The sequence below is a fragment of the Serratia sp. K-E0102 genome, assembly GCF_029962625.1.
Lineage (GTDB): Bacteria > Pseudomonadota > Gammaproteobacteria > Enterobacterales > Enterobacteriaceae > Serratia > Serratia sarumanii.
On the sequence record NZ_CP124754.1, the window covers coordinates 1186468 to 1203041 of the forward strand.

General features: G+C 55.5%; 21 protein-coding genes. 18 read left to right on the plus strand and 3 right to left on the minus strand.

Annotated elements, in window-relative coordinates; genetic code table 11:
* The first annotated feature begins 6 nt into the window (after positions 1–6).
* From SSARUM2_RS05615 to SSARUM2_RS05700, 18 genes are all read left to right on the plus strand, one after another.
* Complete coding sequence (locus tag SSARUM2_RS05615; RefSeq protein ID WP_282488631.1) at positions 7–1245, plus strand: phage major capsid protein; 1239 nt, start codon at positions 7–9, stop codon at positions 1243–1245.
* Positions 1246–1325: 80 nt separating this feature from the next.
* A complete protein-coding gene (locus SSARUM2_RS05620; RefSeq protein ID WP_025303580.1) occupies positions 1326–1649 on the plus strand; it encodes a head-tail connector protein in 324 nt (107 codons plus the stop codon).
* Positions 1646–2056 carry a phage head closure protein gene (locus SSARUM2_RS05625; protein WP_282488632.1) on the plus strand — a complete coding sequence of 137 codons (411 nt, stop codon included), beginning with the start codon at positions 1646–1648 and terminating at the stop codon, positions 2054–2056. Before SSARUM2_RS05620 ends, SSARUM2_RS05625 begins: the two co-directional genes overlap by 4 nt.
* Positions 2028–2546, plus strand: coding sequence for a hypothetical protein (locus SSARUM2_RS05630; RefSeq protein WP_282488633.1), 519 nt, complete (start codon positions 2028–2030; stop codon positions 2544–2546). The genes SSARUM2_RS05625 and SSARUM2_RS05630 overlap by 29 nt, the downstream gene beginning before the upstream one ends.
* Positions 2543–3103 carry a hypothetical protein gene (locus SSARUM2_RS05635; protein WP_055312934.1) on the plus strand — a complete coding sequence of 187 codons (561 nt, stop codon included), beginning with the start codon at positions 2543–2545 and terminating at the stop codon, positions 3101–3103. The genes SSARUM2_RS05630 and SSARUM2_RS05635 overlap by 4 nt, the downstream gene beginning before the upstream one ends.
* 3 nt (positions 3104–3106) lie before the next feature.
* Positions 3107–3280: a DUF2635 domain-containing protein gene (locus SSARUM2_RS05640; RefSeq protein WP_071826132.1), complete on the plus strand. Its 174-nt coding sequence runs from the start codon at positions 3107–3109 to the stop codon at positions 3278–3280.
* Positions 3277–4794: a phage tail sheath subtilisin-like domain-containing protein gene (locus SSARUM2_RS05645; RefSeq protein WP_282488635.1), complete on the plus strand. Its 1518-nt coding sequence runs from the start codon at positions 3277–3279 to the stop codon at positions 4792–4794. Before SSARUM2_RS05640 ends, SSARUM2_RS05645 begins: the two co-directional genes overlap by 4 nt.
* Positions 4794–5150 carry a phage tail tube protein gene (locus tag SSARUM2_RS05650; RefSeq protein WP_025303576.1) on the plus strand — a complete coding sequence of 119 codons (357 nt, stop codon included), beginning with the start codon at positions 4794–4796 and terminating at the stop codon, positions 5148–5150. Before SSARUM2_RS05645 ends, SSARUM2_RS05650 begins: the two co-directional genes overlap by 1 nt.
* Entirely contained in the window at positions 5147–5470 is a 324-nt protein-coding gene (locus SSARUM2_RS05655; protein WP_049193558.1) for a phage tail assembly protein, read from the plus strand. Before SSARUM2_RS05650 ends, SSARUM2_RS05655 begins: the two co-directional genes overlap by 4 nt.
* An 84-nt stretch (positions 5471–5554) precedes the next feature.
* Positions 5555–7453 carry a phage tail tape measure protein gene (locus SSARUM2_RS05660; RefSeq protein WP_282488636.1) on the plus strand — a complete coding sequence of 633 codons (1899 nt, stop codon included), beginning with the start codon at positions 5555–5557 and terminating at the stop codon, positions 7451–7453.
* A 36-nt stretch (positions 7454–7489) separates the two neighbouring features.
* The gene (locus tag SSARUM2_RS05665) at positions 7490–8791 is read left to right on the plus strand and encodes a DNA circularization N-terminal domain-containing protein (protein WP_282488637.1); all 1302 of its coding nucleotides are present in this window, start codon (positions 7490–7492) and stop codon (positions 8789–8791) included.
* Positions 8788–9858 carry a phage baseplate assembly protein gene (locus tag SSARUM2_RS05670; RefSeq protein ID WP_147095216.1) on the plus strand — a complete coding sequence of 357 codons (1071 nt, stop codon included), beginning with the start codon at positions 8788–8790 and terminating at the stop codon, positions 9856–9858. The genes SSARUM2_RS05665 and SSARUM2_RS05670 overlap by 4 nt, the downstream gene beginning before the upstream one ends.
* Positions 9858–10394 (plus strand): phage baseplate assembly protein V, encoded by a 537-nt coding sequence (locus SSARUM2_RS05675; protein WP_025303571.1) that lies wholly within the window; start codon positions 9858–9860, stop codon positions 10392–10394. Before SSARUM2_RS05670 ends, SSARUM2_RS05675 begins: the two co-directional genes overlap by 1 nt.
* Positions 10394–10807 carry a phage GP46 family protein gene (locus tag SSARUM2_RS05680; protein ID WP_025303570.1) on the plus strand — a complete coding sequence of 138 codons (414 nt, stop codon included), beginning with the start codon at positions 10394–10396 and terminating at the stop codon, positions 10805–10807. The genes SSARUM2_RS05675 and SSARUM2_RS05680 overlap by 1 nt, the downstream gene beginning before the upstream one ends.
* The gene (locus SSARUM2_RS05685; RefSeq protein WP_282488638.1) at positions 10800–11873 is read left to right on the plus strand and encodes a baseplate J/gp47 family protein; all 1074 of its coding nucleotides are present in this window, start codon (positions 10800–10802) and stop codon (positions 11871–11873) included. Before SSARUM2_RS05680 ends, SSARUM2_RS05685 begins: the two co-directional genes overlap by 8 nt.
* 3 nt (positions 11874–11876) lie before the next feature.
* A complete protein-coding gene (locus SSARUM2_RS05690; protein WP_282488639.1) occupies positions 11877–12464 on the plus strand; it encodes a putative phage tail protein in 588 nt (195 codons plus the stop codon).
* Positions 12451–13725, plus strand: coding sequence for a hypothetical protein (locus tag SSARUM2_RS05695; protein WP_282488640.1), 1275 nt, complete (start codon positions 12451–12453; stop codon positions 13723–13725). Before SSARUM2_RS05690 ends, SSARUM2_RS05695 begins: the two co-directional genes overlap by 14 nt.
* A gap of 8 nt (positions 13726–13733) precedes the next feature.
* A complete protein-coding gene (locus tag SSARUM2_RS05700) occupies positions 13734–14165 on the plus strand; it encodes a tail fiber assembly protein (RefSeq protein ID WP_282488641.1) in 432 nt (143 codons plus the stop codon).
* Positions 14166–14224: 59 nt separating this feature from the next.
* Here the strand turns inward: SSARUM2_RS05700 and SSARUM2_RS05705 are convergent, their stop codons facing one another.
* The 3 genes from SSARUM2_RS05705 to ybeD form a co-directional block, all read right to left on the minus strand.
* Entirely contained in the window at positions 14225–15217 is a 993-nt protein-coding gene (locus tag SSARUM2_RS05705) for an acyltransferase (RefSeq protein ID WP_282488642.1), read from the minus strand.
* 284 nt (positions 15218–15501) lie between these two features.
* Complete coding sequence (lipB, locus tag SSARUM2_RS05710) at positions 15502–16170, minus strand: lipoyl(octanoyl) transferase LipB (RefSeq protein WP_282488643.1); 669 nt, start codon at positions 16168–16170, stop codon at positions 15502–15504.
* Between the two features lie 134 nt (positions 16171–16304).
* Positions 16305–16571 (minus strand): DUF493 family protein YbeD, encoded by a 267-nt coding sequence (ybeD, locus tag SSARUM2_RS05715; RefSeq protein ID WP_033637425.1) that lies wholly within the window; start codon positions 16569–16571, stop codon positions 16305–16307.
* Positions 16572–16574: the final 3 nt, after the last annotated feature.

A 16574-nucleotide genomic window follows, 5' to 3' on the forward strand; every position in this document is an offset into this window, starting at 1 on the left:
AAAACTATGTCTGCGTCCAAATTGCATGAACTGAAGCAAAAACGAAACACCATCGCCACCGACATGCGCGCCTTGCATGACAAAATTGGTGATAACGCCTGGACCGATGAGCAGCGCACCGAGTGGAAGAAGGCTCAGGGCGAGCTGCAGGCCATCGATGATAAAATCGAACGGGAAGAGTCCTTGCGCTCGCTGGATCAGTCGTTTATCGAGCAGCAGGAAGAGGAGCAACGCCAAAAGCAGAATAAAGACCCGAAAGGTGAAGATCCTGAGCAGCGCGTTGCCGTGTTTGATAAATGGATGCGTCACGGCGCGGCCGAGCTGACCGCCGAAGAGCGCCAGGCATTGCGTGAGCTGCGCGCGCAGGGCATTGCGCCGGATGAGAAGGGGGGGTATACCGTACCAAAAACCTTCCTGGCGAAAGTGGTTGAGCAGATGAAAGCCTATGGCGGCATCGCCGGTGTGGCGCAGATCCTGACCACCTCTGACGGCCGAACCATGGAGTGGGCGACGGCTGACGGCACGGATGAGGTGGGTGTGCTGCTGGGCGAAAACGAAGAAGCCGGCGAAGAAGATACCGAATTCGGCATGGACAGCCTGGGCGCGTTGAAGTTGACATCAAAAATCATTCGCGTGTCCAACGAGCTGCTGCAGGATAGCGCGATTGATATGGAAGCCTACCTTGCCCGCCGGATCGCCGAGCGTATCGGCCGCGGTGAGGCGCGTTACCTGATCCGTGGTACCGGCACCGGTACACCGAAACAGCCGAAAGGTCTGGCGGCTTCCGTGGATAAAACTACCGCGACCGCGTCGGCAACAGCGGTGAACTGGAAAGAGGTCCTGGCGCTGAAACACTCCATCGACCCGGCATACCGTCGCGGCGACCGTTTCCGCCTGGCCTTTAACGATAATACGCTGAAATTGATCAGTGAAATGGAAGACGGCCAGGGACGCCCACTGTGGCTGCCGGATATTGTCGGCGTGGCGCCGGCGTCGGTGCTGAACGTGCCGTACGTGATTGATCAGGAGATCGATGATATTGGTGCCGGCAAGAAGTTCATGTTCTGCGGCGATTTCAATCGCTTCATCATCCGCCGCGTCAATTACATGATCCTCAAGCGTCTGGTTGAGCGTTATGCCGAGTTCGATCAGACCGGCTTCGTCGCTTTCCATCGCTTCGATTGCATCCTGGAAGATACCTCCGCCATCAAGGCGCTGGTGGGTAAAGGATCGGCCAGCAGCTGATAGCGACGCCAACCAAAGTTCAACATGCCGCGTAAAGCGGTTTTTTTGTGCCCGCCGTTTGGCGGGCACCGGAGAAAGCTATGTTGCTGAAACTCGAAGAAATCAAGGCACAATGCAAGTTGGAGCCTGATTTTACTGAGGAAGATGCATTGCTAGAACTGATTGGCCGGGCGGTTCAGACGCGTACCGAGACGTTTCTTAATCGAAAACTCTATGCACCCGACAGCGAGATCCCCGAGTCCGATCCGGATGGTCTGCACCTTCCCGACGATATCAAGATTGGCATGCTGCTGTTGGCGACTCACTACTATGAGAACCGATCGGCGGTGTCGGACTTTGAAAAGGCCAGCCTGCCGATGGGCTTTCTGTGGAACGTGCAACCCTACAGGTATATCCCGCTATGAAAATCCGTCAGGCGCAGACCAGTGCCAGCTATTTGCTGCCCGACCCGGGCGAGCTGGATAAACGGATTGTTATCCGGCGGCGTGTAGACGAGCCGACAGACAGTTTCGGTTTGGCGTCGACTTTTCCCGAGTCGTTCCGTGCCTGGGCCAAGATGGCGCAGGTGGGGGCGGCCACTTATCAGGCGTCGGTCCAGACGGAGACGACCGTCACCCATTACTTCACCTTGCGTTACCGCTCTGGCATTACCGCCGATCACGAGGTCGTATTGTCCGGCCAGGTTTACCGGGTGCGGCGTGTACGCGATCTGAACAGTAAAGGGCGCTTCCTGTTGCTGGAATGCGAAGAGCTGGGCAGCGAAACCCGAAGGAGTGAACGGCATGGCGGCGAAAGCGTCTTTACACGTTGATTTTCAGCAGCCGACAGAGTTGGTCTTCAACCGTGCCCGCCTTCGGCGTGCTTTTGTGCGCATCGGTCAGATCCACATGCGCGATGCGCGACGGTTGGTGATGCATCGTGGCCGCTCGGCACCGGGGGAGAACCCGGCCTTCCGAACCGGTCGCCTTGCGCGTTCTATCGGTTACTACGTCCCGCGGGCCTCCAAGCGGCGCCCAGGCTTGATGGTGAAGATCTCTCCCAATCAGAAGAACGGCGAGGGCAACCGCCATATTAACGGGGCTTTTTACCCTGCGTTTCTGTTCTACGGGGTTCGCCGTGGGGCGAAGCGTCAGAAAAAACATCATCGTGGCGCCTCGGGGGGCACCGAGTGGCGGATTGCTCCGCGTAATAACTTCATGGTGGAGGTATTGGAGCGCCGGCGCAGCTGGACCCGATACACCCTTTCGCGTGAATTGCGTAAATCGCTGCGGCCACAGCGCCGCAAAAGGAAAACAGTGTGAAATTAACCCACATTATTGCTGCACTGCGTGCCCGCTGCCCGCGGTTTGAAAACCGGGTCGGAGGCGCGGCGCAGTTCAAGGCTATCCCAGATGTCGGGAAACTGCTGCTCCCGGCGGCGTATGTTGTGCCGGCCGATGATACGCCCAGCGAGCAGAAGAGCCAGACGGACTATTGGCAGGATTTGACCGAAGGGTTTTCGGTCATTGTGGTGCTGAGCAACGGGCGCGATGAGCGTGGGCAGTGGGCGTCTTTTGACGCGGTGCACGATGTGCGGGCCGAGGTTTGGAAAGCCTTGCTGGGCTGGGAGCCTGATCCGGATGCCGGCCCCATTTGCTATGCCGGTGGCACGGTGCTCGATTTGAACCGCGCCGAACTTTATTACCAGTTCGATTTTACGGTAGACCGGGAGATAACCGAGGAAGACACCCGCCAACAGGACGATTTGGACGCGCTGGACGAGTTCAAAACCTTGTCGATTGATGTGGATTACATCGACCCTGGCGCCGGCCCCGACGGGAAGATCGAGCACCATACCGAAATACATTTCAGCGAGTAACCCATGTATCTGATCCCCAACAAAGGGCGAACCGTTCCCGACCCGGCGCGTGGCGATGTTTTGCCACCAGGCGGAAGGAATGTTGAACCCAGCACGTATTGGATGCGTCGGCTGGCGGCCGGCGATGTTCGACAACAAGACAATTCACCGGCCAAACCGAGAGGTAACACACAATGACCGTGAGCTTTAATAACATCCCGGCGGATGTTCGGGTTCCGCTGTTTTATGCGGAAATGGACAACAGCGCCGCAAATACGGCGCAGGATAACGCCCCGTCGCTGCTGTTTGGCATGGCGCTGCCTGATTCGGAGATAGCGGCAAACGAACTGGTTATCATGCCTTCCGCGGATCTGGCGGGGAAATTGGCCGGCCGTGGCAGTCAACTGGCGCGAATGGTCGCGGCTTACCGTAAGGTTGACCCCTTTGGTGAGCTGTGGGTGATTGCGTTGCCTGATGGTTCGGGAACCGCCGCCAAGGGCACAGTGACCCTTTCCGGCACGGCGACGGCCGCCGGCAGCATCAGCCTGTATATCGGTACCACCCGGGTGCAGGCAGTGGTGGCAACTGAAGATAAGGCCAAGGCTGTTGCCACAACACTCGCCGCCGCTATCAATGCGCGTCCGGATCTGCCCGTAAAGGCAGAAGTTTTGGCAACGTCTGGCGGCGATGTGCAGGGGGTAGTGACGCTGACGGCGGTCAACAAAGGGGTATCGGGTAACGATATTCCGCTGGCGGTGAACTATTACGGCAGCGTGGGTGGTGAAGAGGTGCCGGCCGGGCTGACTGCTCAGATTGGCGTCATGAAGGGCGGGGCGGGTTCCCCTGATATGGCGCCGGCGGTGGCAGCCATGGGCGATGCGCCGTTTGACTATATCGGACTCCCCTTCAGTGATATGCCGTCCCTGCAGCTGATGGCGATGGAAATGAACGACAGCAGCGGCCGCTGGAGCTATATGCGGCAGCTGTATGGCCATGTGTATATCGCTAAGGTGGGCGATTTGTCCGAGCTGGTGGCTTTCGGTGACGGACTCAATAACCAGCATATTACCGTTGCCGGCTATGAGCCGGATTGCCAGACGCCGCTGGATGAGTTGGTCGCCGGCCGCCTTGCGCGCGCGGCGGTATTCCTGCGTATTGATCCCGCACGGCCGACGCAGACCGGAGAGTTGACGGGCGCAATGCCGGCCCCGGTGGGTAAGCGCTTCATTATGACGGAGCAGCAGTCCTTGCTGACCCATGGTATCGCGACCGCGTATGCGGAAGGCGGCAGCCTGCGGATCCAGCGTGATATCACCACGTACAAGAAAAATGCCTACGGCGTGGCAGATAACAGCTATCTGGACAGCGAAACGCTGCATACCAGCGCTTATGTTCTGCGTCGTCTCAAGTCGGTGATCACCTCGAAGTATGGGCGCCACAAGCTGGCCAATGATGGCACACGCTTTGGCCCGGGTCAGGCCATTGTGACGCCGGCGGTGATCCGCGGTGAGCTTTGCGCGACCTATCGCCAGCTTGAGCGCGAGGGCATTGTTGAAAACTTCGAGCTGTTCCAGAAATACCTGATTGTTGAGCGTAACGCCAATGACCCGAGCCGCCTGGATGTCCTGTTCCCACCGGATTACGTCAATCAGCTGCGTGTCTTTGCTCTGCTCAACCAATTCCGTCTGCAGTACAACGAGGAGGCCGCCTGATGGCTAAGATCGCCGGTACCTGTTACCTAAAAATTGACGGTCAGCAACTGTCGCTCACCGGTGGCATTGAAGTGCCGATGAACACCGTGGTGCGCGATGATGTGATTGGCCTGGCAGGGGACGTGGATCACAAAGAAACCCACCGCGCCCCTTATGTGAAAGGCACCTTTAAGGTGCCGAAGGCGTTCCCCATCAACAAGCTGGTGTCGTCTACGGCCATGACCATCACCGCCGAGCTGGCAAATGGGATGGTGTATGTGCTGGGCAGCGCCTGGTTGCACGGCGAGGCCAATCATAACCCCGAGGAAGGCACCGCCGATCTGGAATTCCACGGTGAAGAAGGATTCTATCAATGAAAGAAATCACCCTGAGTAAGCCGATCACGGCGCACGGCGAGACGCTGCATGTCATTGAGCTGCAGGAGCCCACGTATGACCAGGTGGCGAAATTTGGTATGCCGTTCTCGCTGACGGAGTCCGGCGGCGTCAAGCTGGATTCCGCCGCGGCGTTGGCCTATATCCCGGAGCTTGCCGGCATTCCGCTTTCCTCCGCCAGGCAGTTGGCGCTGTTTGATGTTTTTGCTATCTCAATGTCTATTCTCGGTTTTTTTACGGCGTCGAAAACCCCGGGGAACTCCGAAAGCGGCTCTACAACACTGCCTATTTCTGGCGATTGAACCCGCTTGATCTGCGCCGGCTCGCACTGAGCCGGTTTTTTGAGCTGGAGGCTGAGGCCATCCGCATCAATGAGGAGATGAACCGTGGCTGACAGCTTTCAGTTAAAGGCGATCATTACGGCGGTTGATCAGCTGTCCGAACCCATGAAGAAGATGCAGCGCAACGTCAAGGGGTTCGGTAAAGAGTTTTCCTCCATTATGACCGGCGCTGCGGCGGTGGGTGCCGGTATCGTTGGGGCGCTGACATTGCCGATAAATCAGGCCATTGAGTTTGAATCGGTGATGGCCGATGTGCGCAAGGTCGTGGATTTTGATACCCCGGCACAGTTCAAGCAGATGAGCGACGATGTGCTGAACCTGTCTACACGGTTGCCGATGGCCGCCGAGGGGATTGGGCAGATTGTTGCGGCCGGCGGCCAGGCGGGCATCGCCAAAGAAGAGCTGCTTTCCTTTGCCGAGTCTGCCGTAAAAATGGGCGTGGCATTCGACCAGACCGCGGAAGAGTCCGGCCAGATGATGGCGCAGTGGCGTACGGCCTTCAAAATGACCCAGACAGACGTAGTCGGGTTGGCGGATAAGATCAACTACCTGGGGAACACTGGCCCGGCAAACGCTGCCAAAATATCTGACATCGTGACGCGCCTTGGTCCGCTGGGTGGCGTTGCCGGTGTGGCATCGGGTGAAATTGCGGCGATGGGGGCCACTATTGCCGGCATGGGGGTAGAGTCGGAGGTGGCGGCGACAGGGATAAAGAACTTCATGCTGTCGTTAACCGCCGGCAGCGCGGCGACCAAATCGCAAAAAGAGGTGATGCGAAAACTGCGCATATCGCCGAAGAAATTGGCGGCGGCAATGCAGAAGGATTCCAAGGCCGCGATGTTGCTGGTGCTGGATTCAGTGGCGAAATTACCGAAGGCAGAGCAGTCGTCGGCGCTGATCAGGCTGTTTGGTAAAGAGTCATCGGGGGCAATTGCGCCTTTGCTGGCAAACCTTGATCTGCTACGTACCAATTTTGACCGCGTATCGGACCGGCAGAAGTATGCGGGCTCAATGGAGAAGGAGTACGCCGCGCGCGCCGCCACGACAGCGAATGCCATTCAACTGCTTAAAAACCAGGTATCGGCCGTTGGCGTGACGGTTGGCGAGTTATTCCTTCCTGCGATTGTTGAAGCGGCGAAAAAACTACAACCGTTCGTCGAACAGCTGCGTGATTGGGTGAAGGCAAATCCTGAGCTCATCAAATCCGTTGCGAAGTTTGGCGGCGCGTTGATTGGGTTGGGTGTGGCCGTTGGTAGCCTTTCGCGCGCATTCAAAATGTTGAATGCCGTCATGAACCTTTCGCCGGCGAAATTGGCAGTGGCGGCGCTGGCCGCGGGTGCTTTTTTGATCATTGAGAATTGGGATCAGGTTGGCCCGGTTATCAAGGACGTGTGGCAACAGGTCGATAAAGTCGCTCAGGCGATGGGAGGGTGGGAAACCGTCCTTGGGGGGATTGGGCTGTATATGACGGGCGCTTTTACCGTTAACACCATCGGTTCATTGAAAACGGCGCTCACGGTGGCCACGCAGCTTTCTGGTGTATTGGGCAAGATCGCCTCCCTGGGGGTCGCAACCATCCAGATTGCAGTGGCTATCTATATGTTTGAGCAGCTCAAAGAAATTGCCGATGCAGCCAAGCAGGCAGACCATACGGATTCATTCTGGGATTCGCTTAAAAACCGCTGGAATGCGGGCGGCTGGTATAACAATAAGGAGCAGGTTAACCAGCGGCAGGAAGAAGGAAAACCAACAGGTTATCCGTCAGCAGTCTCTCTGAGCCGGTCCAATCAGCTGCTCAAACCGGCCGGTTCGGCACAGCCGCAAGAAGGGGAATTGGTCGTCAGATTTGAAAACTCTCCGCCGGGAATGCGTGTGTCACCGACACAGGATTCTTCACCCGGTATTTCCTACGATGTCGGCTATAACCGATTTGCCAAACCCTGACCCGCGCCGCGGGTTTTTTTTACGTCTGGAGTCATTATGGCTGGATGGAAAAGCAGGCTGCAGCCCGCGTCGTTCCGTGGTGTGCCTTTCAGTGTTGAAAGTGACGAAGGCACATTCGGCCGCCGGGTGCAGACGCATGAATATCCCAATCGGGATAAGCCCTATACCGAAGATCTCGGGCGGGCAACGCGGCGATTCACGATCAGCGCCTACCTGATCGGGGATGATTATATTGACCAGCGAGATCGGCTTATTGCGGCTGTAGATACCCCGGGGCTGGGAACACTGGTACACCCCAACTACGGTGAAATGGCCATCTGCGTTGATGGTGAAGTGCGCGTCAGTCACAGCAACAACGAAGGGCGCATGTGCCGGATCAGCTTCAGTTTCGTTGAAGCGGGGGAATTGTCGTTTCCGACTTCAGGCGTGGCGACAGGGCAAGTGCTGGTCTCGTCCTGCTCGGCCCTTGACGACAGTATTGGCGACGCTTTCTCCAGTTTTGGCCTGGGCGGACTGTCGGATTTTATTCAAAGTGATGTGCTTGATCAGGCCACAGCGATGATCAATAACGTGGCGGATGCGTTCACCATGGTGGATGAGGGGATCGCCGCGGCGGCGCGTTTACTGCAGGGTGATTTGTCGGTACTGCTGATGCCGCCGTCTTCTGGCATGAACTTTGTCAATGCCCTACAAAAAATGTGGCGCGCCGGCAATCGTCTGAGCGGTGATGCATCGGATCTGGTTACCCTGATCGATACGCTTTCCGGTGTGACGCTGGGGCATGATTTGGCGCCGCGGGGGGTATGGAATACTGACAGTACGACAACCCAGGTTGTGAAGACGCAGCAGAACTACGTTGCCGAAGCCATTCGTACCACGGCCATCAGCGAAGCCGCCTATACGGTGACGCTGCTTCCTCAGCCCAAAACGCCAGTCAACCAGCGATCACCTGAGAGCGCAACGCCCATTGTGTCACATCCGGCGCTCAATGATGCCGGCATGGATAATCCTGTGCCGGCGCCCGTAACCTGGGACGATTTGATCGCCGTACGCGCCGGGCTAAATCATGTCATTGATACCGAGCTGCAGCGCACGGCCGATGATGGCCTCTTCCTTTCCCTTAACCGGGTTCGCACGGATACCAACCGGGATATTTCGACACGCCTGGCGCAGGTGGAAAAAACGGTGACCCGTACACCACCAGACGTGTTGCCGGCGCTGGTGCTTGCCGCCACCTGGTATGACAACGCCGCCCGCGAAACCGACATTACGGGGCGTAATGCCGTGAAGCATCCCGGCTTTATTCCCGTTCAGCCATTGAGGGTCCCCGTTCGATGAATAATACCGTCACGCTGAGAGTGAACGGCCGCGAGTGGGGCGGCTGGACTACCGTCAAGATCGCGGCCGGCATTGAGCGTCTGGCCAGGGATTTTAACGTGCAGATAACCCGCCAGTGGCCGGGGGAGTCGGGCAGTGTCCCGCTCGCCCCGCGGGTTAAGAAGGGCGATGCCGTCGAAGTCTCGATCGGTGATGACCTGGTGATCACCGGCTGGGTAGAGGCCACGCCGGTACGTTACGACGCGCGGGGCATTACCTTTGGGATCACCGGCCGGAGTAAAACGGCGGATCTGATTGACTGCACCGCGGCGCCCACACAATTTGCCGGCCGGACATTGGCGCAGATTGCCACGCAGCTTGCCAAGCCGTTCAACCTTACCGTTGTTGATGCCGGCGCCCCGGCGGGCTCACTGCAGGGAGTTCAGGCGGATCACGGTGAAACGGTCCATGAGGTGTTGAACAAATTGCTGGGCCAGCAGCAGGCACTGGCCTATGACGATCCGCAAGGGCGGTTGGTGGTGGGTGCCATTGGCAGTGCGCACGCCACGACCGCGCTGGTCTTCGGCGAGAACGTGCTGAGTTGCGATACCGAACAGAGCATTCGCGATCGCTTTTCTGATTATCAGGTTTCTGGCCAGCGCGCCGGCGGTGACGATGATTTTGGCGAGGCGACGATCTCTGCCATTCGTTCGACCGCGAAGGATAGCGGCGTCAAACGCTATCGCCCGCACTACATCCAGCAGACGGGCAATGCGACCGGCACTACCTGTCAGGCGAGATGTGAGTTTGAGGCACGGCAGCGCGCGGCCCGGACGGACGAAACCACCTATACGGTGCAGGGCTGGCGCCAGGGAGACGGGCAGCTATGGCAGCCGAACCAGCGTGTGATTGTGTTTGATCCGTTGCTGGACTTTAACAACCGGGAAATGGTGATCGCCGAGGTGACGTATTCCCAGGATGAGGGGGGCACGGTGACCGAATTACGCGTGGGGCCGGAGGATGCGTACCTGCCAGAGCCACAGAAACCCGGGAAGCGGAAAAAGGCCAAACAAGAGGATGATTTCTGATGCGTAATCCGATGGAGGCCATACAGCGAGGCCTGTCTAACTTGCTTGCCCGCGCGGTGGTGCGGGGGCTGAACAGTGCAGCCAAATGCCAGACGGTGGATGTCGCGCTGGTGGCCGGTGACCCCAAATCCAGCGTTGAGCATCTGGAACCCTACGGCTTTACGGCCGCGGCACATCCCGGGGCAGAAGCGGTGGCGTTGTTTTTGTCGGGAGACCGTTCGCACGGTGTGGTGATCACCGTGGCCGATCGGCGGTACCGACTGAGCGGCCTGCAGAGTGGTGAGGTGGCGTTGTACTCCGATGAAGGCGACAGCATTGTTCTGCGCCGGGGCAATCGGGTAGAGGTGAACACCAAACACTATGTTGTCAATGCTGAGGAGAAAGCCACCTTTAACACGCCGCTGGTTGAAGTGCCCAATGGTGAGATTGCCGATAAAACCAGCACGCTGAGCAAAATGCGTGAACAGTATAACGGGCATGACCACGACGATACTCACGGTGGCCAGACCGGCAAACCGAACCAGGAGATGAAATGATGATCCTGACCGTCAATGGCGTGCGTTACCCCGGAAACGCGCCGCTAGATCGGCTGACGCGATCGGTTGTGATATCGCTCTTCTCCTGGCGCCGGGCTGAGCCGGACGATAACGCGCAGCAGCCGATGGGCTGGTGGGGCGATACCTGGCCAACGGTACAAAATGATCGCATAGGCTCCCGGCTATACCTGCTCCGCCGAACGACCCTGACCAATCAGACGCCGCCTCTGGCGAGAACGTATATTAACCAGGCGCTGGCCTGGATGATTGACGATGGCGTTGCCGCGCGGATTGATACGCGAGTGGAGCGTACCGGCATCGATATGCTGGCAGCCGCGATCACACTGTGGCAGCGAGACGGCACCCGCCACACGATTACATTTGACGATTTATGGAGTGAACTCAATGGCTGACAGTGGTTTCAGCAGGCCGCCCCTGCCGCAACTTATCGCGACGATCAGAAGCGATTTGCTCACGCGGTTCAATGAAGATGTGGTGCTGCGTCGTCTGGATGCGGAGGTGTATGCGCGCGTGCAGGCGGCGGCCGTTCATACGCTATATGGCTACATCGACTATCTTGCTCGGAACATGTTACCGGACCAGGCGGATCCTGATTGGTTGGTGCGGCATGGCGTGATGAAGCGTTGCCCCCGGAAACCGCCAACGGCTGCGGCAGGCTTTGTCCGCTGGCAGGATGTTAGCGGCACACCTGAATTGCCGGCCGGCACGGTGTTGCAGCGCGATGATCAGCAGACGTACACCACCACCGAAGCCGCCAGGGCGGTCGGCGGTGTATTGCGTGCCCCGATACTGGCTGATGTCGCCGGACGAGAGGGTAACGCTGATGATGGCATTGCCTTGCGCCTGGTGACGCCTGTCGGGGGGCTATCGTCCACGGGCTATGCCGATGATTTGGCGGGCGGGGAAGATATCGAGCCGCTTGAAACCTGGCGTGGCCGCATCATGGAGCGGTGGTTCTACACCCCACAGGGTGGCGCTGATCATGATTATGTGATCTGGGCGAAAGAGGTGGCCGGCATTAGCCGCGCCTGGACGTTCCGCCATTACAAGGGGATCGGCACGGTTGGGGTGATGGTCGCCAGTGGTGATGCCACCCATCCCGCGCCGCCGGCTGAAACGGTGACCGACGTACGGGATCGCATCTTACCGCTGGCACCGGTTGCGGGCGGCGGATTGTTTGTGTTCCCTGCCACCGAGAAGGTGATCCCCATGACGATTGCCCTGGCAAAGGACACGCCGGAGATCCGGGCGGCCGTCATTGCTGAGCTTAATTCGCTGTTTTTGCGTGACGGCATTCCTTCGGGAACGATACACCTGTCGCGCATCAGCGAAGCCATCAGCATCGCCACCGGCGAATATGCTCACCGGCTGGATGCGCCGACCGCCAATATCGTGTTGGGTAACGTAGAGCTACCCGTTTTGGGAACGGTCACCTGGTCAAACTACAGCGCGGGGTAACGCATGTCACTTGAAGATGATTACACCCGGCTGCTTTATCATTTGCTGCCGCCGGGGCCGGCCTGGGAAGGAGACAACCCGCTGTTGAACGGTCTGGCACCTTCTTTGGCCGCCGTTCACCAGCGTGGTGAAGACCTGATGCGTGAGATTGACCCGGCTCAGACTGTTGAGCTGATCGGCCGTTACGAAACGCTCTGTGGGCTGCCCGATTCCTGCGCGCCGGCCGGCGTGCAAACACTGCGTCAACGCCAGCAGCGACTTGACGCAAAAATTAATATACCGGGCGGGATTAACGAACGGTTTTACCGCCAACAGTTGGATGCGCTGGGTTATCACACGGCGACCATTGAACAATTTCAGAATCTGGATGCGACCCCGGATCCGGAGTGGGGAGATAAGTGGCGTTATTACTGGCGCGTGAATATTCCCTCTGATGCCACCGTAGCCTGGCAAACCTGCACCAGCGCGTGCAATAGCGCCATTCGTACCTGGGGCGATACGGTGGTGGAATGCGTTATCGACAAATTGTCCCCATCCCACACCGTGGTGGTCTTTGCCTATCCTGAAGGAGAAAACGATGCATCGAATTGATACACCTACGGCGCAAATTGATAAGTTTGGGCCGGGGAAGAACGGTTTTACCAATGGCGATCCGGCTACCGGGCGCCGCGCTACCGACCTTAACAGCGATATGTGGGACGCAGTGCAGGAAGAGATGGCCAACGCCATCGAGGGTAACGGTATTGTGCTGGACAAGTCGAAACACAACCAGCTTTATCTGGCGATACAGAAGGCGATCACCGATCCGGGCTTTTTGAAAAAAGCAAATAACCTTTCCGATGTTGCCGATGTGTCGGAGGCGCGCGGTAATCTTGGCCTTGGCACGGCAGCAACAAAGAAAGTCGGTACTGGCAACGGTAACGTGATGGCTGTTGGGGCTTTTGGCCTTGGCGCTGGCGCCCGGCATCGCGATGATGCATATACAACAATTGCAGAGATTTATCGCGTAAATAACGCCTCAAACAATCGACCTGGCAATGGCGTGTTTGGTGTTTTGAGCTTGCCATGCGACGGCGGCCCAACAAGTGGTTACATTGCTGTTTCGAATGCTGGGGCGGGATATGTCGGAAGTTCACAACCTAATTCTGCGCTTGTTTGGGCAAGGCTCTATACCACTGCATTCAAGCCAACGGCTGCTGATGTTGGAGCTGTGCAGCAGGGCGGTGGCCAGGGGATGTTGACCAATAAAGTCTATATCGGCTGGAATTCGACTGGAAAGCTAATTGCACAAGTCGATAACACATTGTTGGGCGAGTTTTATTATAAAAACAATCCCCCGTCAGCATCTGATGTTGGTTTGGGCAATGTCGGAAACTTCATGGCTGTGCAACAAGGCGGCGGCGTAGGGCAAACGAACAGCAAGGTTTATATCGGTTGGGGGTATGATGGAATTCTTCGCTGTACTGTTGATACTACAGATTTAGGGCAGATATATACTACGAAAAGCCCACAGCCAATACCAGTTACTAGTGTGAATGGTAGGACTGGTGCCGTTTCTTTAAATGATGGATTCTCTACTGATGGTTCAGGGATGTGGTGGGATGCATTTAGTTCGCAATTGCGTATGCAAATAGGTACGTGGTCGATTGGTGCGCAGGCTGGTGCGACAACGACGGTAGCTTTTCCTAAAGCCTTCCCTAATTTATGTTTGATAGCGATTCCAATACCTAATGGCACATCGGCAAAAGAGCAGATTGGTGCAGGTAATTTTACTGCAACAACAGCGACGTTCTCGAAAGGGATTGGTGATGAATATGCTCGCTCTGGCAAGTACTTAGCTATTGGATATTGAGGTGTAATATGGTAGAAGAGTATTTTTTTAGCGCTAAAATGAATGGTTTCTATCTGGGGTCAGAACGAAAAACATATGAATCGTCATCTAACGGATGGCCAGACGATGCGCTACCAATTAGCAGCGATGTTTATCGGAGTCTTTTTGAAGGACAAGAACAGGGAAAGGTAATAACAGCTGATGGCAGTGGACGACCGGTCTTGTCAGAACCACCGGAACCTACGCATGATGAGCTTGTAGCAAATGCCGATGTCATGCGGTCCAAATTGATGGCTGAGGCAACTGAGATAATAGCCCCATTACAAGACGCTGTTGATATCAACATTGCCACGAAACAAGAGCAAAGCAAGCTGGTTGAATGGAAGAAGTATCGAGTTCTGTTGAATAGGATCGACGTTAGTCTAATGCCTGATATCACTTGGCCGGAAAAACCATCGTAAGGAATTGGAATCAATCCCTAGCCGCAGTGATGAGCTTAATGCGGCTAGGGTTCGGGTGGTTATCCAATAGTTTGATTTATGGTTTTGCTTCTCACTCTGATTCTTAACCTCTTCTCTACCAACTCATAGCACATCAATCCAGCCAGCAACGACAGTATAATTGATAATGCGACGAATAGCAGTGAAACAGATAGTAGATTTACCTTACGCAATAGCAGGACGGTTATTGATATTGAGAATATGTGCGTCAGGTAAATGGAATAAGATGCATCACCTATGTAAGCGAGAGCTTTAAGTGGTTTTAGTTTTAATATCCCATCATCATTTTTTATAGATGCAACCCCAAGAAAAATGAACAGCATGGGAACACCATAGCCAATGTATCGATGCTCTAGTCCGATATTGAAAGAATTGAGCGCATAAAAAGCCAACACGCCGATCATGATGCACGCTAAAGAGTTCAATTTTGTATTTCTTAATATGAAGAAGGCAGCCATTCCATAAATGAACTCAAGAATGATTGGGTTTGAGAAAAAACTTATGATGTAATTATCATGATCTTTAATCCCAAGAAGTGCAAGTGCAATTATAGTAAGTGATACTAATATATACCTTTTATTAAGATATGGAAGGAATGCCGAAAATATAAAGTAGAATAGAAATTCATACTGTAATGTCCATGCTACAGCTAACAACATGACTTTTCCACTAACCGGGAACAACGTAAACGATCCTACAACGGTTGTTTCACCGTTATTGGCGTTAACTAATGATGGTTGCAGGATGAATACAACAGCAGCGACAAGGGTTAGAATCCAGTATAAAGGAACTATCCGGGCAACTCTTTTCTTGAGAAAATAGCTGGTGCTATAAGTTTTTCCGAATGTAATGTAAACCATAATAAACCCGGATATTATGAAGAATAGGTCAACACCTGCAGCACCCAATGAAAACGAAGTCGCGGTTAAACCAAGAAGCTGGGCTTTAAGTAGTACATGGTAGACGACAACCATCATTACAGCTATAGCCCGAAGCCACTGAACAGAAATCATTTGACACCTTGTATGAAATTGTTGGTCAGCGAATTTTAAAAGCCTCTTACGAGGCTTAACGATTTTCTCTACTTATCACTTTATCAGCAGCAACACGCGAGAGAAAGCCAGAACGTCTACCGTACTCAGGATGCGCGGCGGCAAACTGATCGATACGGTGGTTTACATTCGGTTAATAAAAAACCAGCATGCAACTATTTGATTTTGTTAGGTCACAATTGCTGGTTTTTGATGTGACTATAAATGGCAAAAATATCAATTAACTCAATGAAAACATTAGGTTTTTATAAGTATTCGTGGACATTCCAGTTACGAAGCTCGACCGTCTGGTAGCCGAGTAAATGAACAAATTCCTGTACCAGGATTGGGTGTATGTCTTCAATGCCAACGCCGGGCGCCAGCGCGCTGACCTGCGTCATCTGCATGCCGGCGTAACCGCAAGGGTTGATGCGTTGGAAGGGGCTGAGATCCATCGCCACATTCAGGGCCAGGCCGTGGAATGAGCTGCCTTTGCGGATCCGCAAACCCAACGAACAGATTTTCTGCTCCCCCACGTACACGCCCGGCGCATCCGGACGGGCGCGCGATTCGAGGCGGAAGTGGGCGAGGGTGTTGATAACCGTATCTTCTATCGCCGTGACCAATTGGCGTACGCCGACCTTGTTGCGTTTCAGATCGACCATCACGTACATCACCTGCTGGCCCGGCCCGTGGTAGGTCACCTGGCCGCCGCGATCGCTCTGAATCACCGGGATATCGCCGGGCATCAGCACATGCTCGGCTTTGCCGGCCTGGCCCTGGGTGAACACCGGGTGATGCTGCACCAGCCACAGCTCGTCCGGCGTGGTCTCGGTACGACTGTCGGTGAAGTTATGCATGGCTTGGGATACAGGCGCGTAGGGCTGCAACCCCAGCTGACGCAAAATGATCTTGTCTGGTTGCAAAAGAGTCATCGTCAGGTTACAGAAGTGGTAAAGCCATTATACCGGGCGCTCCGGTCTGCGGCCAGCCTTTCGCTGACCAAAAATGCGCAACCCGGGAAGACGCTGCGCCATCCCGGGTTGATAAGCAGGGGTTTATGCTGGAATTACAGCACCATGCGAACAATTTCAATGTTACCCAACTCTTCGTACAGGGTTTCGACCTGCTCGATGTGAGTGGCGTTGATGGTGATGGAGACCGAGTGGTAGTTGCCTTTGCTGCTCGGCTTGACCTGCGGGTTGTAGTCGCCCGGCGCATGGCGCTGCACCACTTCAACTACCTGGTCAACCAGCTCAGGCTGCGCCAGGCCCATCACCTTGTAGGTAAACGGGCAAGGGAATTCGAGCAGTTCGTTCAGTTTAGTTTTTTGCATGTG

Excerpts from the sequence above, each read along its gene's own strand:
- SSARUM2_RS05655 (WP_049193558.1), top strand. The coding sequence starts at position 5,147 with ATGAAAGAAATCACCCTGAGTAAGCCGATCACGGCGCACGGCGAGACG.
- SSARUM2_RS05625 (WP_282488632.1), top strand. The coding sequence starts at position 1,646 with ATGAAAATCCGTCAGGCGCAGACCAGTGCCAGCTATTTGCTGCCCGAC.
- SSARUM2_RS05675 (WP_025303571.1), top strand. The coding sequence starts at position 9,858 with ATGCGTAATCCGATGGAGGCCATACAGCGAGGCCTGTCTAACTTGCTT.
- SSARUM2_RS05650 (WP_025303576.1), top strand. The coding sequence starts at position 4,794 with ATGGCTAAGATCGCCGGTACCTGTTACCTAAAAATTGACGGTCAGCAA.
- SSARUM2_RS05665 (WP_282488637.1), top strand. The coding sequence starts at position 7,490 with ATGGCTGGATGGAAAAGCAGGCTGCAGCCCGCGTCGTTCCGTGGTGTG.
- SSARUM2_RS05705 (WP_282488642.1), bottom strand. The coding sequence starts at position 15,217 with ATGATTTCTGTTCAGTGGCTTCGGGCTATAGCTGTAATGATGGTTGTC.
- SSARUM2_RS05670 (WP_147095216.1), top strand. The coding sequence starts at position 8,788 with ATGAATAATACCGTCACGCTGAGAGTGAACGGCCGCGAGTGGGGCGGC.
- SSARUM2_RS05620 (WP_025303580.1), top strand. The coding sequence starts at position 1,326 with ATGTTGCTGAAACTCGAAGAAATCAAGGCACAATGCAAGTTGGAGCCT.
- SSARUM2_RS05630 (WP_282488633.1), top strand. The coding sequence starts at position 2,028 with ATGGCGGCGAAAGCGTCTTTACACGTTGATTTTCAGCAGCCGACAGAG.
- SSARUM2_RS05615 (WP_282488631.1), top strand. The coding sequence starts at position 7 with ATGTCTGCGTCCAAATTGCATGAACTGAAGCAAAAACGAAACACCATC.
- lipB (WP_282488643.1), bottom strand. The coding sequence starts at position 16,170 with ATGACTCTTTTGCAACCAGACAAGATCATTTTGCGTCAGCTGGGGTTG.
- SSARUM2_RS05700 (WP_282488641.1), top strand. The coding sequence starts at position 13,734 with ATGGTAGAAGAGTATTTTTTTAGCGCTAAAATGAATGGTTTCTATCTG.
- SSARUM2_RS05645 (WP_282488635.1), top strand. The coding sequence starts at position 3,277 with ATGACCGTGAGCTTTAATAACATCCCGGCGGATGTTCGGGTTCCGCTG.
- ybeD (WP_033637425.1), bottom strand. The coding sequence starts at position 16,571 with ATGCAAAAAACTAAACTGAACGAACTGCTCGAATTCCCTTGCCCGTTT.
- SSARUM2_RS05680 (WP_025303570.1), top strand. The coding sequence starts at position 10,394 with ATGATCCTGACCGTCAATGGCGTGCGTTACCCCGGAAACGCGCCGCTA.
- SSARUM2_RS05690 (WP_282488639.1), top strand. The coding sequence starts at position 11,877 with ATGTCACTTGAAGATGATTACACCCGGCTGCTTTATCATTTGCTGCCG.
- SSARUM2_RS05640 (WP_071826132.1), top strand. The coding sequence starts at position 3,107 with ATGTATCTGATCCCCAACAAAGGGCGAACCGTTCCCGACCCGGCGCGT.
- SSARUM2_RS05695 (WP_282488640.1), top strand. The coding sequence starts at position 12,451 with ATGCATCGAATTGATACACCTACGGCGCAAATTGATAAGTTTGGGCCG.
- SSARUM2_RS05685 (WP_282488638.1), top strand. The coding sequence starts at position 10,800 with ATGGCTGACAGTGGTTTCAGCAGGCCGCCCCTGCCGCAACTTATCGCG.